Source organism: Achromobacter sp. EG18 (assembly GCF_059759395.1).
The window spans coordinates 5,478,971-5,494,517 of the sequence record NZ_CM186213.1; the positions used below are offsets into that span (position 1 = coordinate 5,478,971).

Annotated in this window: 19 protein-coding genes; 13 read left to right on the plus strand and 6 right to left on the minus strand. The window is 61.7% G+C overall.

Translation table 11 applies throughout. The annotated features are described in order from the left end of the window. The first annotated feature begins 99 nt into the window (after window positions 1-99). The 12 genes from AC6CR5_RS25305 to AC6CR5_RS25360 all read left to right on the plus strand — a co-directional run bounded on the left by AC6CR5_RS25305 (window position 100) and on the right by AC6CR5_RS25360 (window position 10,384). The gene (locus AC6CR5_RS25305; RefSeq protein WP_131726807.1) at window positions 100-510 is read left to right on the plus strand and encodes a hypothetical protein; all 411 of its coding nucleotides are present in this window, start codon (window positions 100-102) and stop codon (window positions 508-510) included. Between the two features lie 148 nt (window positions 511-658). After that, window positions 659-886: an ATP-binding cassette domain-containing protein gene (locus AC6CR5_RS25310; RefSeq protein ID WP_076467694.1), complete on the plus strand. Its 228-nt coding sequence runs from the start codon at window positions 659-661 to the stop codon at window positions 884-886. A 79-nt stretch (window positions 887-965) separates the two neighbouring features. After that, window positions 966-1,817 carry a hypothetical protein gene (locus AC6CR5_RS25315; RefSeq protein WP_155871594.1) on the plus strand — a complete coding sequence of 284 codons (852 nt, stop codon included), beginning with the start codon at window positions 966-968 and terminating at the stop codon, window positions 1,815-1,817. A gap of 351 nt (window positions 1,818-2,168) precedes the next feature. Further along, a complete protein-coding gene (locus tag AC6CR5_RS25320) occupies window positions 2,169-2,579 on the plus strand; it encodes a hypothetical protein (RefSeq protein ID WP_127913772.1) in 411 nt (136 codons plus the stop codon). Window positions 2,580-2,666: 87 nt separating this feature from the next. Further along, a complete protein-coding gene (locus AC6CR5_RS25325; RefSeq protein WP_082371014.1) occupies window positions 2,667-2,948 on the plus strand; it encodes an ATP-binding cassette domain-containing protein in 282 nt (93 codons plus the stop codon). 211 nt (window positions 2,949-3,159) lie between these two features. After that, complete coding sequence (locus AC6CR5_RS25330; RefSeq protein ID WP_123767394.1) at window positions 3,160-3,999, plus strand: hypothetical protein; 840 nt, start codon at window positions 3,160-3,162, stop codon at window positions 3,997-3,999. A 334-nt stretch (window positions 4,000-4,333) separates the two neighbouring features. Continuing rightward, entirely contained in the window at window positions 4,334-4,744 is a 411-nt protein-coding gene (locus tag AC6CR5_RS25335; protein WP_155871592.1) for a hypothetical protein, read from the plus strand. Between the two features lie 100 nt (window positions 4,745-4,844). Further along, a complete protein-coding gene (locus tag AC6CR5_RS25340; RefSeq protein ID WP_155874059.1) occupies window positions 4,845-5,549 on the plus strand; it encodes an ABC transporter ATP-binding protein in 705 nt (234 codons plus the stop codon). An 18-nt stretch (window positions 5,550-5,567) separates the two neighbouring features. Then, a complete protein-coding gene (locus AC6CR5_RS25345; protein WP_498085036.1) occupies window positions 5,568-6,758 on the plus strand; it encodes an ABC transporter permease in 1,191 nt (396 codons plus the stop codon). A 10-nt stretch (window positions 6,759-6,768) separates the two neighbouring features. Further along, window positions 6,769-8,232, plus strand: a complete 1,464-nt coding sequence (locus AC6CR5_RS25350) for a TolC family protein (protein WP_233256837.1) — start codon at window positions 6,769-6,771, stop codon at window positions 8,230-8,232. After that, window positions 8,225-9,499: an efflux RND transporter periplasmic adaptor subunit gene (locus AC6CR5_RS25355; RefSeq protein ID WP_110135011.1), complete on the plus strand. Its 1,275-nt coding sequence runs from the start codon at window positions 8,225-8,227 to the stop codon at window positions 9,497-9,499. The genes AC6CR5_RS25350 and AC6CR5_RS25355 overlap by 8 nt, the downstream gene beginning before the upstream one ends. A 48-nt stretch (window positions 9,500-9,547) precedes the next feature. Continuing rightward, window positions 9,548-10,384 (plus strand): tRNA threonylcarbamoyladenosine dehydratase, encoded by an 837-nt coding sequence (locus AC6CR5_RS25360; RefSeq protein WP_498085037.1) that lies wholly within the window; start codon window positions 9,548-9,550, stop codon window positions 10,382-10,384. Window positions 10,385-10,427: 43 nt separating this feature from the next. Here the strand turns inward: AC6CR5_RS25360 and AC6CR5_RS25365 are convergent, their stop codons facing one another. Genes AC6CR5_RS25365 through AC6CR5_RS25380 form a run of 4 tightly spaced genes read right to left on the minus strand, consistent with a single transcriptional unit; the run spans window position 10,428 to window position 12,760 of the window. Continuing rightward, window positions 10,428-10,739, minus strand: coding sequence for a non-heme iron oxygenase ferredoxin subunit (locus AC6CR5_RS25365; protein ID WP_054439491.1), 312 nt, complete (start codon window positions 10,737-10,739; stop codon window positions 10,428-10,430). A gap of 15 nt (window positions 10,740-10,754) precedes the next feature. Next, window positions 10,755-11,228, minus strand: a complete 474-nt coding sequence (locus AC6CR5_RS25370) for an aromatic-ring-hydroxylating dioxygenase subunit beta (protein ID WP_026382666.1) — start codon at window positions 11,226-11,228, stop codon at window positions 10,755-10,757. 2 nt (window positions 11,229-11,230) lie between these two features. Next, window positions 11,231-12,565, minus strand: coding sequence for an aromatic ring-hydroxylating dioxygenase subunit alpha (locus tag AC6CR5_RS25375; protein ID WP_498085038.1), 1,335 nt, complete (start codon window positions 12,563-12,565; stop codon window positions 11,231-11,233). A 27-nt stretch (window positions 12,566-12,592) separates the two neighbouring features. Continuing rightward, window positions 12,593-12,760, minus strand: a complete 168-nt coding sequence (locus AC6CR5_RS25380; protein ID WP_158070859.1) for a hypothetical protein — start codon at window positions 12,758-12,760, stop codon at window positions 12,593-12,595. Between AC6CR5_RS25380 and AC6CR5_RS25385 the strand changes: the two genes are divergently transcribed. Beyond that, window positions 12,759-13,661: a LysR family transcriptional regulator gene (locus tag AC6CR5_RS25385; RefSeq protein ID WP_006388935.1), complete on the plus strand. Its 903-nt coding sequence runs from the start codon at window positions 12,759-12,761 to the stop codon at window positions 13,659-13,661. The two genes, AC6CR5_RS25380 and AC6CR5_RS25385, sit on opposite strands and share 2 nt — an antisense overlap. 34 nt (window positions 13,662-13,695) lie before the next feature. On the opposite strand, the gene AC6CR5_RS25390 is transcribed toward AC6CR5_RS25385, so the two are convergent. Both AC6CR5_RS25390 and AC6CR5_RS25395 read right to left on the minus strand, forming a co-directional pair. After that, window positions 13,696-14,328 carry an aminotransferase class IV family protein gene (locus AC6CR5_RS25390; RefSeq protein WP_006388938.1) on the minus strand — a complete coding sequence of 211 codons (633 nt, stop codon included), beginning with the start codon at window positions 14,326-14,328 and terminating at the stop codon, window positions 13,696-13,698. Window positions 14,329-14,404: 76 nt separating this feature from the next. Continuing rightward, window positions 14,405-15,541, minus strand: coding sequence for an aminodeoxychorismate synthase component I (locus AC6CR5_RS25395; protein ID WP_150101491.1), 1,137 nt, complete (start codon window positions 15,539-15,541; stop codon window positions 14,405-14,407). Window positions 15,542-15,547 lie beyond the last annotated feature (6 nt).

Here is a 15,547-nt window from a genome sequence, read left to right on the forward strand (position 1 = left end):
GCACGTTGACCAAGTTTTTGAAGCATAAGTCATCCCAAGGGTGAGTTCAGCATCAGTCGATGATTGATGCATAGTCAACGTACCCCATGGAGAGATTTTATGAAAAATCGATTGTTGCACGTTTCGGTTGTTACTTCGCTTTTGTTCTCCGGCAGCGCGTTTGCCGGTGATTATGTGTGGTCCACCTATAAGAGTGGTGACTATGTGTCGAGAAGAGGGGGAACCGCCACGGTTGTGTATCAACCCAGCAATTTTCTTGTCTCGCCACTGGGAAAGACCGTCACTGGTGTGCAAGTTCAGCTTCAAGATAGTTCTCAGGCAAACGTATCAATGGAGGTTTGCTATAACGGCCCGATCGATTGCTATCCCATAACCTACAATGGACAAATCTATAAAATGTTTAATGGCAGGCCGGCCGATAAGCCGTTCACGGTAAGGTATACCGGTACTGGTCTTGGTCCGTATCCACGCTACGTTATCGCCACGATGGTGGTCTATTACGGCGATTAACTAACTCCTTGAGTGGCGACTCGTAGATCTGGCGTTGAGTTGTTGTCGAAGCTATTCGCGTCGATTTCGGACTATGTGATCGATGCGAATTACTGACACTCCCGGCCTTCCGCTCATTCAAATCACACGTGTCGGCCATACCTATCGCATGGGTAGCCAGTCCATACCCGTGCTGCGTGACGTGGCATTCGAGATCCATTCCGGTAAAACATGCGCGATGCTCGGGGCTTCCGGTTCCGGCGAGAGCACGTTGCTCAACCTCCTGGGCTTGCTCGACCAGCTTTCGGCGGACCGGTTCCTTGCCCGTACGTTACCTTTTCGGTCTGGCGCGTTTCTCATAAGGCAACGTCATGGGCCACTCGCCGTTCTAGATTGAAAAATCCAATTCCCTGCCCTTGTGCCCATTTGGAGAACAGCCAATGGCATCAATGGCTTGAATCAATCAGGAGCTGCTTGTGCACGTATCCAATTCAACGCTGTCAGGTCCGAGCGGCCCGCTCGGATTCAACTATTCGTCCACGCGGTTCACTACGGACGCGAATGGGGAGGCCCGCTTTACCGAAGTCATGGGTTCTGCGAAGCAAAAATATATCGAAAGCCCCCCCGCATCGAAGGCCGTGACCCTGTCTGATAAGGCGGTGGCGCTGTCAAGCCAGGAGACCGAAGATGAGGATGCGGATCTCAGCTTGTTGGCGTGCTGGACACCGGCTGAGCTGGCGCGCTTCACCAGGAACTATACGGAAAGCGAGCGGCTCGAGGAACTGGATATTATGGTTTTTAACAGTCAGTATTCACCGGGGTGCGATTGCAGTGAGCTTACTGCAGATGGTGGTCAGATTTACTATGCGACCACGAGGATTCCGGTTACCCCAGAAAGTGAAATTGTCGACAGGCGGCAGTCAGATACGTTCGTTGCGCAGTTGAAATCCATGTATAAGGCCGAAAGGAACAAAGGCAGCTCAGCGCTGGATATCTACAAGAAGATCGGAAAATTGATTCTGGCCCAACCGGATGATTTTGCTTATAGGTTCGGATTCAGTGTCACGTTTCGCGAGAGGGTGGAGTCCATGCAATGGGGGGGGCGTGCTAAACCGGTCGAACGGCAGCGCGGTGAATTTTCTACCCTTAGTCACGCCGCTTCAGACGAATCGAATGTCGCGATGTTGAAAAAAATGAAAGATGGGTTTTCGCACAACACGCTGCAACAGAAAGTACATGATATGGAGCGAGACAGGCAGCATCAGTTGATGGACCTGTTGTATGGGAAAGTGAACCATAAGTCGAAACCTACAGGTCGCCAGGCGTAAATCAGGTTTCTCCGAAAAATGCGCATGTCGCATTTTCGGAAAGGCGTCGGCATATTGGATTCGCCGGGCCTGATAAAGATGGTCAGACAGAACCCCGCTAGGCGTAGCGCTTCGTGGGGATCGGGCTGACCATAGCTTTTTATGGCTAGGGGCAAAACCATATTTTTTTGACCGATACGGTAACGCGTGTTCCCAAAATAGCAATAAACGACGCCGTTGCTGCGTTCAAATTGATGTGCAGGTTGTCAACCTGTCCACCCCGTATGTTGTCAAGCTGAAAGCAAGTCATCTAAGGGGGGGCATCAATCGCTGATGGATGCGTAGTTTCATACCTAGCCCTGGAGAGATACCATGAAAACCCCATTGCTGCGCGCATTGGTTATTACTTCGCTTTTTTTCTCCGGCAGCGCGTTTGCCGGTGATTATGTGTGGTCCACCTATAAGAGTGGCGACTATGTGTCGAGAAGAGGAGGAACCGCCACGGTTGTGTATCAACCCAGCAATTTCCTTGTTTCGCCGGTGGGGAAAACAATCAAGGGTGTGCAAGTTCAGCTTCAGGATAGTAGCCAGGCAAGCGTATCTATGCAGGTTTGCTATAACGGTCCGTTTGATTGCATTCCTTTATCCAACAACGGGCAGATATCGCAGTATTTTAATGGCAAGCTCGCCGATAAGCCTTTCCATGTGAAATATACTGGAACAGGGCTTGGGCCATATCCTCGCTATATCCTTGCCACGATGGTGGTTTATTACAACGACTGAGAAAACAGCAATGGATGGCGATTTGTTTTCGATTTGAAAATAAATTGCCATCCGAAATGTATAAGCTGATTCTGGACATCGTGACCGATGCAGAGCAAAGAGGCGTCGTCGGGCCATCCGCTCGTTCAAATCACACATGTCAGCCATGCCTATCGCATGAGCAGCCAATCCGTATCCGTGCTACGGGACGCGACGCTCGAAATCCATCCTGGCGAAACCTGCACGCTGCTTGGGGCGTCCGGTTCCGGCAAGAGCACCTTGCTCAATATCCTGGGCTTGCTCGACCGGCTTTCGGCGGACCGGTTCCTACCTGGGAAACCCGCTAGGGGGCAACTCCCGGCAACAGAAAAACCTCATCAGGTTGACTAGCCATTGCCGGGCGAATTGCTCCCTATGTGTGCAGTGAGTACCGCCTTCGGGTGGGTTGCCCGTACGTTACCTTTTCGGTCTGGCGCGTTTCTTATAAGGCAACGTCAAGGGCCACTCGCCGTTCTAGATTGAAAGATCCAATTCCTTGCCCTTGCGCCCATTTGGAGAACAGCCAATGGCATCAATGGCTTGAATCAATCAGGAGCTACTTGTGCAAGTATCCAATTCAACGCTGTCAGGTCCGAGCGGCCCGCTCGGATTCAACTATTCGTCCACGCGGTTCACTACGGACGCGAATGGGGAGGCCCGCTTCACCGAAGTCATGGGTTCTGCGAAGCAAAAATATATCGAAAGCCCCCCCGCATCGAAGGCCGTGACCCTGTCTGATAAGGCGGTGGCGCTGTCAAATAAGGAGTCGGAAGATAAGGATGCAGACCTCAGCTTGTTGACGGCCTGGACACCTGAAGAGTTGGCTCGCTTTGCTAACAACTATACCGAGGAGGAACGGTATCAACGGCTCGAGACTTGGGCTTTCTTCGGCGATGGGGCCGCATGTGACTGCAGCGACGCAATTTATGGGGGGCCGGATTACTACGCGACTACGAGAATTCCGATCACTCCTGAAAGTAAAATGATCGATAAACGACAAGCCGATGCGTGCAATGCCGAATTGAAAGCCATGTATGCCGCCGAGAAGGCAAAGGGCAGTTCAGCAATGGATATCTATAAAAAAATGGGGCATGTGATTTTGTCTCAGCCGAACGATTTCGCCTACAGATTCGGATTGAGTGTCAAGTATCGTGAAGCGGTAGAGTCAATGGATCCGTGGGGAGGTCACGGGAATCCGTTCGTTAATGGTATTACGTCCATCACGTATGTCCCACCAGATGAATCAGACGCTGGGACGCCTACGCAGACAAAGGATGAAATTTCCCGAAGCGTGTTGCAGCACAAAGTGCATGCTATGGAACGGGACAGGCAATACCTGCTGATGGATTTGCTTTATGGAAAATTGGGTCATACGTCGAAGGCATCCAATCGCTCGGTATAGATTATTAATTTCAGAGTGGCACGCTCTTATGTGCCTTTCCGAAAAAAACCCGATGCGTTCCGTCGGGTTTTTTTATGATCGTGACTCAATCTGATTTTTCTCTTTGATGTAGCGACGGTCCGCTAAGCAATGATGGGATTTTTCATGGTCTGACCAATTCGGTCGCGCGTGTTCCAAAAATAACAATATGCAATCCCATTGTGGCGCTCAAATTGAGTTGCAGGTTATCAACCTGTCGTCCTGTATGTTGATCGGGCCTCGCCAGCAAAAGCCGGGGAAGTTCAGCATCAGCCGATGATCGATACGAAGTTCACCTTTTTTTGGAAGAGATTTTATGAAGAATGGATTGCTGAATGCGTTGATGGCTGCTTCGCTGCTGTTCTCCGGCAGCGCATTCGCCGGGGATTATGTTTGGTCCGCTGATAATGGTAGCGACTCCGTGTCAAGGAAGGGGGCGACAACAATTGTTATGTATCGGCCGGCTAATTTTCTCGTCTCACCCTCGGGTAAAAAAATAAAGGGTGTGCAAGTGCAGCTTCGAGATAGCGCCCAGGCGGATGTAGCGATGCAGGTTTGCTACGGTAATACAGTTAATTGCCTTCCGATATCCTACGATGGGAGGATTTACCAATATTTTGTTGGCAGTCCTGCCGATAATACGTTCTATGTCAAATATACCGGTACGGGTGCCGGGCCGTACCCCAGGTACATAATTTCCTCGATGGTGGTGTATTACAACGACTAAGCAAGTTCCGATCGATAGTGGGTCATTGCCGGTTTGGCTATAACCCGCTATCGAATACATTTGAATCGATTTGGACCTTTTGACTGATGCGGCTTGCAAGATGCTGCACCATCCGCTCATTCACGTCACACATGTCAGCCATGCCTATCGCAAAGGCAGCCAATCAGTGAGCGTGCTGCGCGACGTGACACTCGAGATCCGCTCCGGCGAAACCTGCGCGCTGCTTGGGGCGTCCGGTTCCGGCAAGAGCACCTTGCTCAATATCCTGGGCTTGCTCGACCGGCCGTCGGCCGGCCAGTTCCTGTTTCGCGGACGCGACATGCTGGGTATCGACGAGAACGCCCGCGCCTGGGTTCGCAATCGAGAGATCGGGTTTGTTTTTCAGTCCTTCAACCTGTTGCCCCGTATGAACGCCCTCGATAACGTTGCCTTGCCACTGTTCTATCGTGGTATCCCGCTAGCGCCGGCGCGGGCCACGGCCATGGATTGGCTTCGTCAAGTTGGATTGGCCGATCGCGGCGGGCATCTCCCTGCCGATCTCTCCGGCGGGCAGCGCCAGCGGGTCGCCATTGCCCGCGCCTTGGTCGGCAATCCCTCCGTCATTCTTGCGGACGAACCGACCGGTAATCTGGATCAAGCTTCAGCCGAGAGCATCATGGCCTTGCTCATGGGGCTGAATCGCGAGCGGGCGGTCACGATCGTGATGGTGACGCATGATGCCAACCTGGCTGGCCGCTTCTCGCGCCAGCTTCATGTGCGCGACGGTGTATTGCATGAACCCTGCCACTGCGATGAAAGACGTTGATTTCCGGTGTTCCGGTGCATGCGCGGTCCATCGCTGACGCAAACTGCGCTGCAAGCGGCCGACAGCCTGCGCCAAATGGGTCGCAGGGCCTTGTTGGCTTTGCTCGGCATCATGGTCGGCAGCACCGCCATCATCGCGCTCCTGAACATCGGGCATAGCGCCGCCGAACAGGTGATGCGCATGTTCAAGGACATGGGTACGGACGTCCTGGTGGTGACTTTCCCGGTGACGGGCGCCAAGCCGCGCGCGCTGCCCCGCGCGTTGGATGCCGGCGCGTTGGCGCAAGCCGTGCCGGGCATCCGCCATGCGGTGCCCCTGTCGGTCTACAACGTGCCGCTGCGTTTCCCGGGACGTACGATGGTTCCCAGGATCGTAGGCACGACGCCGGATCTTGCCGCCGCGATGAATCTGCGCATGGATCGCGGCCGTTTCCTGTCGCCGTTCGATCGTCATGCCACGTTTGCCGTCGTGGGTGCGGAAATCGCGCGTGAACTGGGCAGTCCGGCGCATCCGCTCGCCCTGGGTGCCTCGCTGCAAATTGGCGGCTACTTCTATCAGGTCATCGGCGTCGCGCGCAGCATGAAGGGGAATCCGCTGATTCCGGTCGATGCGGACCGATCGGTGATCGTTCCCATTGAAGGGTTGCACCGATTGTTTCCCAAGCCTGAACTCGGCGCCATCCTGGCCAAGGCGACGCCTATGGCCGACCTTGTGGAAACGGCCAGCGCGCTGCGCGAGTATGTCGGCACGCAGGTGCCCGGCAGGGAGGTCCAGGTGGATATTCCCCGGCAGTTGATCGACGGTCTCGAGCGCCAATCCCGAACCTTTTCATATCTGCTCGCGGGGCTGGGCGCGATCTCATTGCTGGTGGGCGGCGTGGGCGTGATGAACGTGATGCTGATGAGTGTCTCCGAAAGGCGGCGCGAGATCGGCGTTCGCCTGGCGCTCGGGGCGACCCGGCGCGACATCCGCCTGTTGTTCCTCGCCGAGGCGGGTCTGTTGGCCATGGTGGGCGCGGCGCTGGGCGCAGTGTGCGGCGTTGGCGCGGCCTACGCTTTTGCGCGTTTCTCCGGTTGGGATTTCGTGCTGGCGCCCGCGTCCTTGCCCTTGGGGATGGGCACGGCGCTGCTGACGGGCTTGTTCTTCGGTTGGTATCCGGCCGTCGCGGCTTCGCGGCTGGAGCCTGTCCAGGCCTTGCGCGATGCGTAGTGCGGCGCGGATGCTCATCGTGGCGCTTGGGTTGGCGGCGCTGTCACCCGTGGCACGCGCGGGTGATGAGCCGTTGCCGTCTCGCCCGACCATGCCGTATCAGGCGCCGGCCGTGTTGGGCGAAGGCGTCGTCGATCTGACCTTGACCGATGCCGTCTTTCTCGGGTTGCGCGCCAATCGCGGCATACGGAGCGCCTACCTGACCCGCGTGGCGCAGAAGTTCGACCTGCGCGTGGCCGAGGATTTCTTTTCGCCCAAGCTTCTCGTTACCGGGCAGATCACCGGCAACCGCAATCAGGACGATCGTTCGCGGCAGGGGGTGCTTTCGCCCGCGGCAACGATGGTGGGGGAATTCGGCACGCGTTTCAGCCTGGGTTGGACCAGCCAATTGAGCAAGGCCAACCGGGCGGGCGGGTTCCGGGACGACGGCGTCACGCTCGCGATCATCCAACCCTTGCTGCGCGGCGCGGGCCGCGAGGTGGCAACCGCGCCCTTGCGCATGGCGCGCCTGATCGAGCAAAGCAATCGGCTGGCCTTGCAGGATTCGGTTTCCCAGACCGTCACGCAGATCGTCCAGGCCTACTGGCAATTGATGCGGGCGCAAGAGCAAGTCACCCTCGCCAAGGCGGCGTTGCAGCGTTCCCAAGCGCTTCTGGAGATCAACCAGGCGCTGATCGCCGCCGGACGCATGGCGCGGGTCGACCTGGTGCAGACGGAGGCCGATGTGGCCGCCCAGGAATTCAATGTCGAGAATGCCGATAACGATCTCAACGCCAGCCGATTGGTGTTGCTGCAACTGCTGGCCCTGGATCTGCGCAGCCGGATCCGGGCCAGCGACACGCCCGGGAAAAAGCCCTCGACGCTCGGCGTGCAGGATGCGCAGCGCATCGCGTTGACGCACCAACCGCGCTATTTGCAGCAGGTGATCGCCCGGGAACAGGCCGATATCAATCTTGTGGTCGCGCGCGACAACCGCCTGTGGGATGTTTCCCTGATGGGCGGCGCCAGCCAGGGGCGAACGAGGCGGTCGAGCCGTGCGGACGCGGTGTCCGATCGCCATTGGGACGGGTATGTGGGTGTCCAGGTCCAGATACCGATCGGGGACCTGAGCGCACGACAGGCTGAAGTCCATGCAAAAGCCGACGCGGACAACCAGGCGCTGCTGCTCGAAGACGCCGAACAGCAGTTGGCGCTGGACGTGAACAACGCGGTGCGGGAACTGGCCTCGCGATGGCGCCAGTACGAAATCGCGGGGCGCGTCCGCGATCTTTCACGCAAGAAGCTCGAGATCGAACACCAGAAACTGCAGGCAGGACGATCGAGCAATTTTCAGGTGCTGGCCTTTGAAACCGATCTACGCGGGGCGGAGAACGCCCGACTCAATGCCTTGATCGGCTATCTGGATGCACAGGCGCAGCTGGACCTGAAGCTTGGCATGACATTGCAAAGTTGGGGTATCTCGCTGAATGACTAAGCTCTCTGCCTATAAATCCGGCCTGATGGCGGCGGGCGTGGCCCTGCTTGCCGTCGCGGCGATCGCCTTTGCATGGCATCGGCCGTCTGGCGGCAGGGCGCAAGATAAACCCTCGCTCTGGACATTGGTTTCTCCTCGGCCGGTCGAGATTCGTCTGGGCGTGGCGGGAAAGATCGTTTCGGCGCAGATCGTCACAATCACGGCGCCTTTCGATGGCAATATCAAGTCGCTTGAGGTGTCGGAAGGGCAGCGGGTGGAGGCGGGCCAGCGCCTGCTCGAGATGGATGTGACCCAACTCGACATACAGCGACGCCAGGCGCTGAGCGAACAGATCAAGGCGCGCAAGGTCCTGAGCGACATCGATCACTGGGAGTCGGGCCCTGACGTCGCCCGCGCTCGTCAAACCCTGTCGAGCGCGCGTCTCAGCGTGAGCGACACGCATCAGAAGCTGGTTGAGACCAGGCAGCTCTATGAGCGCGGAATCGTGCCCCGCATGGAGCTGGATGCTTTGATCCAGCAGGAAAAGATGCAATCCCTGTCGGTGGCCTCGGCAGAGGCGGAACTCGCCAACGCCCGGGAACGCGGCAAGGGGCAAGCGCGGCAACTCGCGGAAATGGAACTGGCCAATGCCACGGCCAGGCTCAATGCGCTGGCCGATGAGGCCTCGGGCGGGGTGGTGGCGCCGTTTTCCGGCGTTGTGGTCCGAGTTCCGGGCAACGTCGATGGCAGGCAGGATGCCGCGGGAGCGCCATTGCAGGCGGGTACGAAGGTAGGGCAGGGCCAGGGGCTCTTGGCCATCGCCAACGTCGCGCGGGTCCATGTCGTGGCCAAGGTCGACGAGACGGATCTGAATCAGCTGCGTCCAGGCCAGCAGGTGGAAATACGTGGCGAAGGATTCAGGGACCTGGCGCTTTCCGGCGAATTGGAATCGATCGGGGTGCAGGGGCTCGAAGGAGACTCGCAGGCGGGCACGATGTATCGGGTGGTGATTGCATTGCCGCCGCTGACGGCGGCGCAACAGGCGGTGGTGCGGCTGGGAATGACGGCGAGCGCCTCGATCGTGATATTTCATGATGAGCAGGCGATGGTGGTGCCGGCCACGGCGATTCGGACTGACGCGGGAAAAAGCCTTGTCCGGTTTCGTGAATCGGCGAGCTCCCCCGAGCGGTCGGTCGTGGTCTCGGCCGGACCTGCCACGCCGGACGGGGTGGTCGTGACGGGCCTTGCACCGGGTTATGTCCGGGATGAATGGCAACCTTCGCCGTGAAAAGACCGGGGGGGATTGCCCGACGCGCGCCCATATAAAATACCCCCCATGACCGCTCCAGAAGAAAAAGCCGACATCGCCCGCCGCTTCGGCAGCCTGTCCCGCCTCTACGGCCCCGACGCTCCCGCCCGCCTCCAGAACGCCCACATCGCCGTCGCCGGCCTGGGTGGCGTAGGCTCGTGGACGGTGGAAGCGCTGGCCCGCTGCGGCGTCGGCGCCCTGACGCTGATCGACCTGGACCACATCGCCGAATCCAACGTCAACCGGCAGATCCACGCCCTGACGCAGACCCTGGGACAATCCAAGGTGGATGCCATGGCCGAACGCGTCCTGGCCATCAATCCCGAATGTCGCCTGACCCGTGTGGACGATTTCGTTTCTCCGGAAAACGTCGCGCAAGTGCTGCCCGGCCCCTACAGCGCCATCATCGACTGCACCGACCAGGCCGCGGCCAAGATCGCCATGATCCTGCATGCGCGGGCGCTGGGGATTCCGATGCTGCTGTGCGGCGGCGCCGGCGGCAAGACCGATCCGCTGGCGTTGCGCGCCGGCGACCTGTCGGCCGCGGTCAATGACGCCTTGCTGTCCAAGCTGCGCAACAAGCTGCGGCGCGAACACGGGTTTCCGCGCGCATCGGACAAGAATGGCAAGGCGCTTAAGCGCATTCCAAAAATGGGCATCCACGCGCTGTGGTTCGACCAGCCTGCCATCCTGCCCGATGAATGGACGCGGCAGGCCGAAGCCGAGGACGATATGGGCGCCTCGGCGCAGACCGTGGCGCCGCAGGGGTTGTCCTGCGCCGGCTATGGCTCGGTGGTCACCGTGACCGCCGCCATGGGCATGGCGGCCGCCAACGAGGCCTTGCGGCTGGCGTTGCAAGGCTAGCTGGGCGGCGACGGGCCCGTCACGGAACGCCGCCGCGCCCGGGTCACAGCGCCACGAACACCACGCCGTCCTCGATCCTGACCGGATAGGTCGCCAGGTTGTCGCGCAGCGGCGAACAGAGCGCGCGGCCGTCGCGCACGTCGAAGCGGCCCTGGTGCAGCGGGCACTCGATCTCGTGGCCCATCAGGAAGCCGTCGCACAGGCGCGCATTGCCGTGCGTACAGAGGTTGTCGGTGGCGTAGACGTTGCCTTCCACGCCGTACAGCGCGATCTCGCGGCCGCCCGCCTGCACGGCGATCACGTCTTCGTCCGGCACGTCGGCCAGCGCGATGGCCTTGATCCAGTTCGTACTCATGTCTTGGTGTCCTCGTCAGATGGGGTAGATCAGCGAATTCGGGATCAGCTCGCTGTCGAAGATGCACAGGCGCGACTCGAACTTCAGCCCGTCGGGCGTCTGCCGGATCACGTCCAGGTAGCGGCCGACGTTGTAGACCGTGGTCAGCTGGTTCGGCTTGGTGCGGAACACCGCGTAGTTGGCTTCCGATTCGATGCGGTCGCCCTGCACCGACAGCACGCGCGGCGCGCCGACCACGTGGCGCTGGTAGTAGGGATCGTGGAAGATGGTGTCGGTGGCGCCGTAGATGCGGTCCTTGAGCATGCCGCGGCTCTCGAACGACATGGTCGCCAGCGGGTAGCCGCGCTCGTGGTTCTCGCGCGGCAGCACCTTGTAGACGCAGTCCTCCAGGAAGAAGTCGGGCCATTGCTCCCACTGTTCGGCGTCGAGCGCGGCGGCGTAGTCGGCGTACAGCCGGGTCAGCTGGTAGTAGAGGGGAAAGTCCAGCATGTTCACGCCTCCGCTTCCATCACGCGGCGCCAGTAGGCGTACATCCCGCGGATCAGGGTTTCGGTCACCATGTGGTCGGTGTTCTCGGCGGTCTTGCCGCCCAGTTCGGCCACGCTGCGGTGCCAGGGCTTCTGCGCGAAGCCCGATTGCGAGAACTCGATGACCTCGCCGTCATCCGCCGAGACGAAGCCGGCCGGGCCGAACAGGTTGGCCTGGCGCAGGCGGCGCTGCGTCATCTCGGGGGTGTCGTCGGCGAAGCCGAAGTGGGTCCAGACGAAGTCGAAGGCGTCGTGGCCGACCGGCTGGATGTGGCGCGTGGACAGCGAGTTGACCTGCTGCTGGATGATGACGCTGGGGAACAGCGTCATCAGCACGGCGGTGGGGCCGTTCCACCAGGGTTCCGGCACGATGTCCAGGAAGCGGTCATCGTTCAGCGTCATCTGTTCCTTGAAGCTGGACACGCCGCTGGTGACGCTGCCCTTGCCGCCCTGGCCGCGGGTCGAGATCATGGCCGCGTGGCGGAAATGGCGGTCCATCTTCAGTTCCGAGCGGTTGTCGGCGCGCCACAGGCCGAAGGTGACGAACCAGGTGTGCAGCAGGCCGGGGTGGTACGGGTCCTTGATGTTCTCCTGCATCAGCTTCCAGTTGCCCGGGATGCGCTGGCGGCTGTAGCCGTGGATGACCAGTTGGCGGCCGTCGAAGACGCGGTCGAAGTAGTGCAGGATGTCCGGGCCCAGGTAGTCCTCCAGCGGCTCGACGTCGTGATCGAACGAGGCGAACACCACGCCGTTGCGGCAGGCCACGGCCAGCTTGGTCAGGCCGTGATCTTCCGGCTTGAAATCGGGCGGCATGCCGCCATTGACGCGGCCGTCCTGCTTGACGCCGCGGCGGAACGGCACGCCGATCAGATCGCCCTGCAGGTCGTAGTTCCACTGGTGGTAGGGGCAGACGAACTCGCTGCGGTTGCCGGAACGTTCGCGGCAGAACTGCACGCCGCGATGGGCGCAGACGTTCTCCACCACGCGCACCTGGCCGTCGTTGTCGCGCAGCAGGATGACGGAACGCTCGCCCACGGCGGTGCGCTTGAAGTCGCCGGGATTGGGGATTTCCGCTTCCAGGCCGACGTAGCTCCAGTGGCCGCGGTAGAAGAAACGCTCCAGCTCGCGCTGGTGCAGGGCGGCGTCGGTGTAGACGCCGAAGGGAATGCGGTGGCTGCCGTCGCCCTGCCAGGGCGGCACGAACGACAGCGGCTGTTCGCGGGCGGCGCTGGCGGGGCAGGCAGAGTTGGCGGCGGCGCCGGCGATCGCGTCCGGCGCGCTATCCAGGGGAGTGTTCATCGGCGGCCTCCGGCGAGGCGGCCGCGCCTACAGGGCGTGACGGGGGGGTGGCGCATGGTTGTCTCCTTCATCCATCGGAGCCTGCGCGACATCGGCGCGGGCGTTTGTTGCATCATCGGCCAGGGTGTGAAATAAATAAATAGAATCTGGATGATGACAACAATCACCAAAATAAATATTGGTGGAGACAAGCATGAACCTGCAAGACATGGACTTGAACCTGCTGGTCGTGTTCAACGAGCTGTGCAAGCACGGCCGGGTGTCGGCGGTGGCGCAGAACCTGGGCATCTCGCAGCCGGGGGTCAGCAACGCGCTGGGGCGGTTGCGCAAACTGCTGGGCGACGAGCTGTTTCTGCGCACCTCGCGCGGCATGGTGCCCACGCCCTATGCCGAGGCGCTGGCGCAGCCGATCGCCGACGCGCTGGCGGCGCTGCACGGCACGCTCAATGCGCGCGCCAGCTTCGATCCGGCGCGCAGCGAGCGCGCCTTCGTCATCGGCGTCAACGACGTCGGCGAGACCTACTTCCTGCCGCGCCTGATGCGGGCGCTGGACGATGCCGCGCCCGGCGTCACCATCCGCACGGTGCGCACCACCTCGATCGACGTGAAGGACGAGATGGAGCGCGGCCGCATCGACCTGGCGATGGGTTTCCTGCCGGGCCTGAAGCACGGTTTCTTCCAGCGCCGGCTGTTCCGCCAGCCCTATGTGTGCATCTTTCGCGAGGATCATCCGCTGGCGCGCACCGGCGTGTCGGCGCGGCAGTTCCGCGCCGCCGAGCATGTCGCCATCGTGTCGGAGGGCACCGGCCACGGGGTGGTGGACCAGGTGATCGAGCAGGCCGGCATCCGCCGGCGCCTGCGCCTGACGGTGCCGCATTTCATGGCGGTGGGGCCGGTGCTGCAGGCCACCGACATGATCGCGGTGGTGCCGCGGCGCTTCGCCGATTGCGCCTGCAAGCCCTTCGGCCTGGCCACCGCGCCCTGTCCGGTGAAGATCCCCGAGTCCGTCATCAACGTGTTCTGGCACGCCCGCAACCACCGCGAGCCGGCCAACCAGTGGTTGCGGCAGGTGGTGGTGGAGCAGTTCGCGGATTAGGGGACCGCGTACTCACCGCCCGGCGCGGCGGGATTCAGGTCTCGCGCAGCGTGACCTTGAACCAGCCGCGCAGGGCGTTGGACAGCCGGATTTCGTCGGCCGCGTGCAGGTCGGCCAGGGTCAGCACGCGTTCGCTGACGTTGCCGGTATCGAGCAGTTCGGCGCGCTGCACGCCGGGCAGGCAGCCGCTGTCGACCGGCGGCGTGTACCAGTCGCCATCCAGGCGCAGGTAGACGTTGCTGCGGCTGCCTTCGCACAGCTCGCCGCGTTCGTTCAGGTAGACCAGGTCGAAGATGTGCGGATGGGCCGGCAGCCATTCGATGGTCTTGGTGTACCAGGGCCGGTAGGTGGTCTTGTAGCGCAGCAGCGGTTCGGAGGAGCGCAGCGCCTCGGGCGCCAGCATGATTTCCTGCGCCGCTGGCAGGGGCGGCAGCACGGCGGTCTGGATGTGGCGGCTGCCGTCGCGCGCCACCAACAGGCGCAGGCGGTGCGCGCCGGGGGTGTTCAGGCTGAGCGCGGCGATCATGATGTCGCTTTGCACCGCGTTGCCGCCCCAGGTGTAGCCCAGCGCCTTGCAGGAATGCTCCAGGCGGTGCAGGTGGCGCGCCAGCAGCGGCACGCGGCGCTCGGCGTCGACCAGGATGGTCTCGATCAGTTCGGGTTGCATGCGGGCTCCTGGTAAACGGCGGGCGAAGGAGGGCGGGGCCGGGGTCTATCCTACCCCGCGGCCACGGATTGCGCACTCAGGCGCGCAGGATGCGGGCCTTCCAGTGGCATTCCTGCCATTCCTCGGCCGGATCGGAGTCGTGCACGATGCCGCCGCCGACGCTGTAAACGCCATGGCCGGCCGCATCCAGCACCAGCGTGCGGATCGCCACGTTGAGCGAGAAGTCGCCGTCCGGCGCCAGCCAGCCGATGCTCCCGCAATACAGACCGCGCGGCGCGGCCTCCATTTGCCGGATGCGGCGCATGGCGGCGACCTTGGGCGCGCCAGTGATGGAGCCGCACGGGAACAGCGCGCGCAGCACGTCCTCGAGCGTGGCGCGCGGCGCCTGCGCCGACACGGTCGAGGTCATGGTCCAGACGGTGGGATAGCGTTCCAGCGAGAACAGCGCCTCGACCTTGACCGAGCCGGGCTCGGCCAGCCGGCCCAGGTCGTTGCGCAGCAGGTCCACGATCATCAGGTTCTCGGCGCGGTTCTTGTCGCTGGCCAGCAGCGCCTGGCCCAGGCGCTGGTCCTCGGCCGGGTCGGGGTGGCGCGGCGCCGTGCCCTTCATCGGCCGGGTGGTCAGTTGCGCGCCGCGACGGGCCACGAACAGTTCGGGCGAGAACGACAGCACCGTGCGCGCGCCGTCCTCGATATAGGCGCCGTGCGCTACCGGATTGCGGGCGGCGATGCGGCGATACAGCGTGGCCGCGTCGCCCTGGTACTGCACGTCGAGCGGCTGGGTGTAGTTGACCTGGTACAGCTCGCCGGCGCCGATCAGTTCGCGGATGGCGTCGATCTGGCGCACGTAGCCGGCCTCGGTCATGCGCGGCGCGGGGATGCTGAGGGCGCCCGGCGCGCTGTCGGCCGCTGGCGCGTCCCACGGGGCTTCGTCGATCTTGCGTTCGAATACCAGGGCCGTCAGGCGCGCCCGGCCGTCGTCGCGCGGCGGCGTCCAGGGCCCGGCGGGCGCGGGCAGGGTGGCTTCCGGCAGCAGCCATTCGCCCAGTTCGTAGTCCAGCAGCAGGGCGACCCAGTGTCCGCGCTGGCGCGCCGCGTCGATGGCGGCCAGCGCGGGGCCGACCTCGGCCGCCGCGCGCGCCTCGATACGGGCCAGGAAGCCGTCCAGCCGCAGGGCGCGGCCGGCCAGCCGGTCTTCAAAACGACAATGCATGACGCT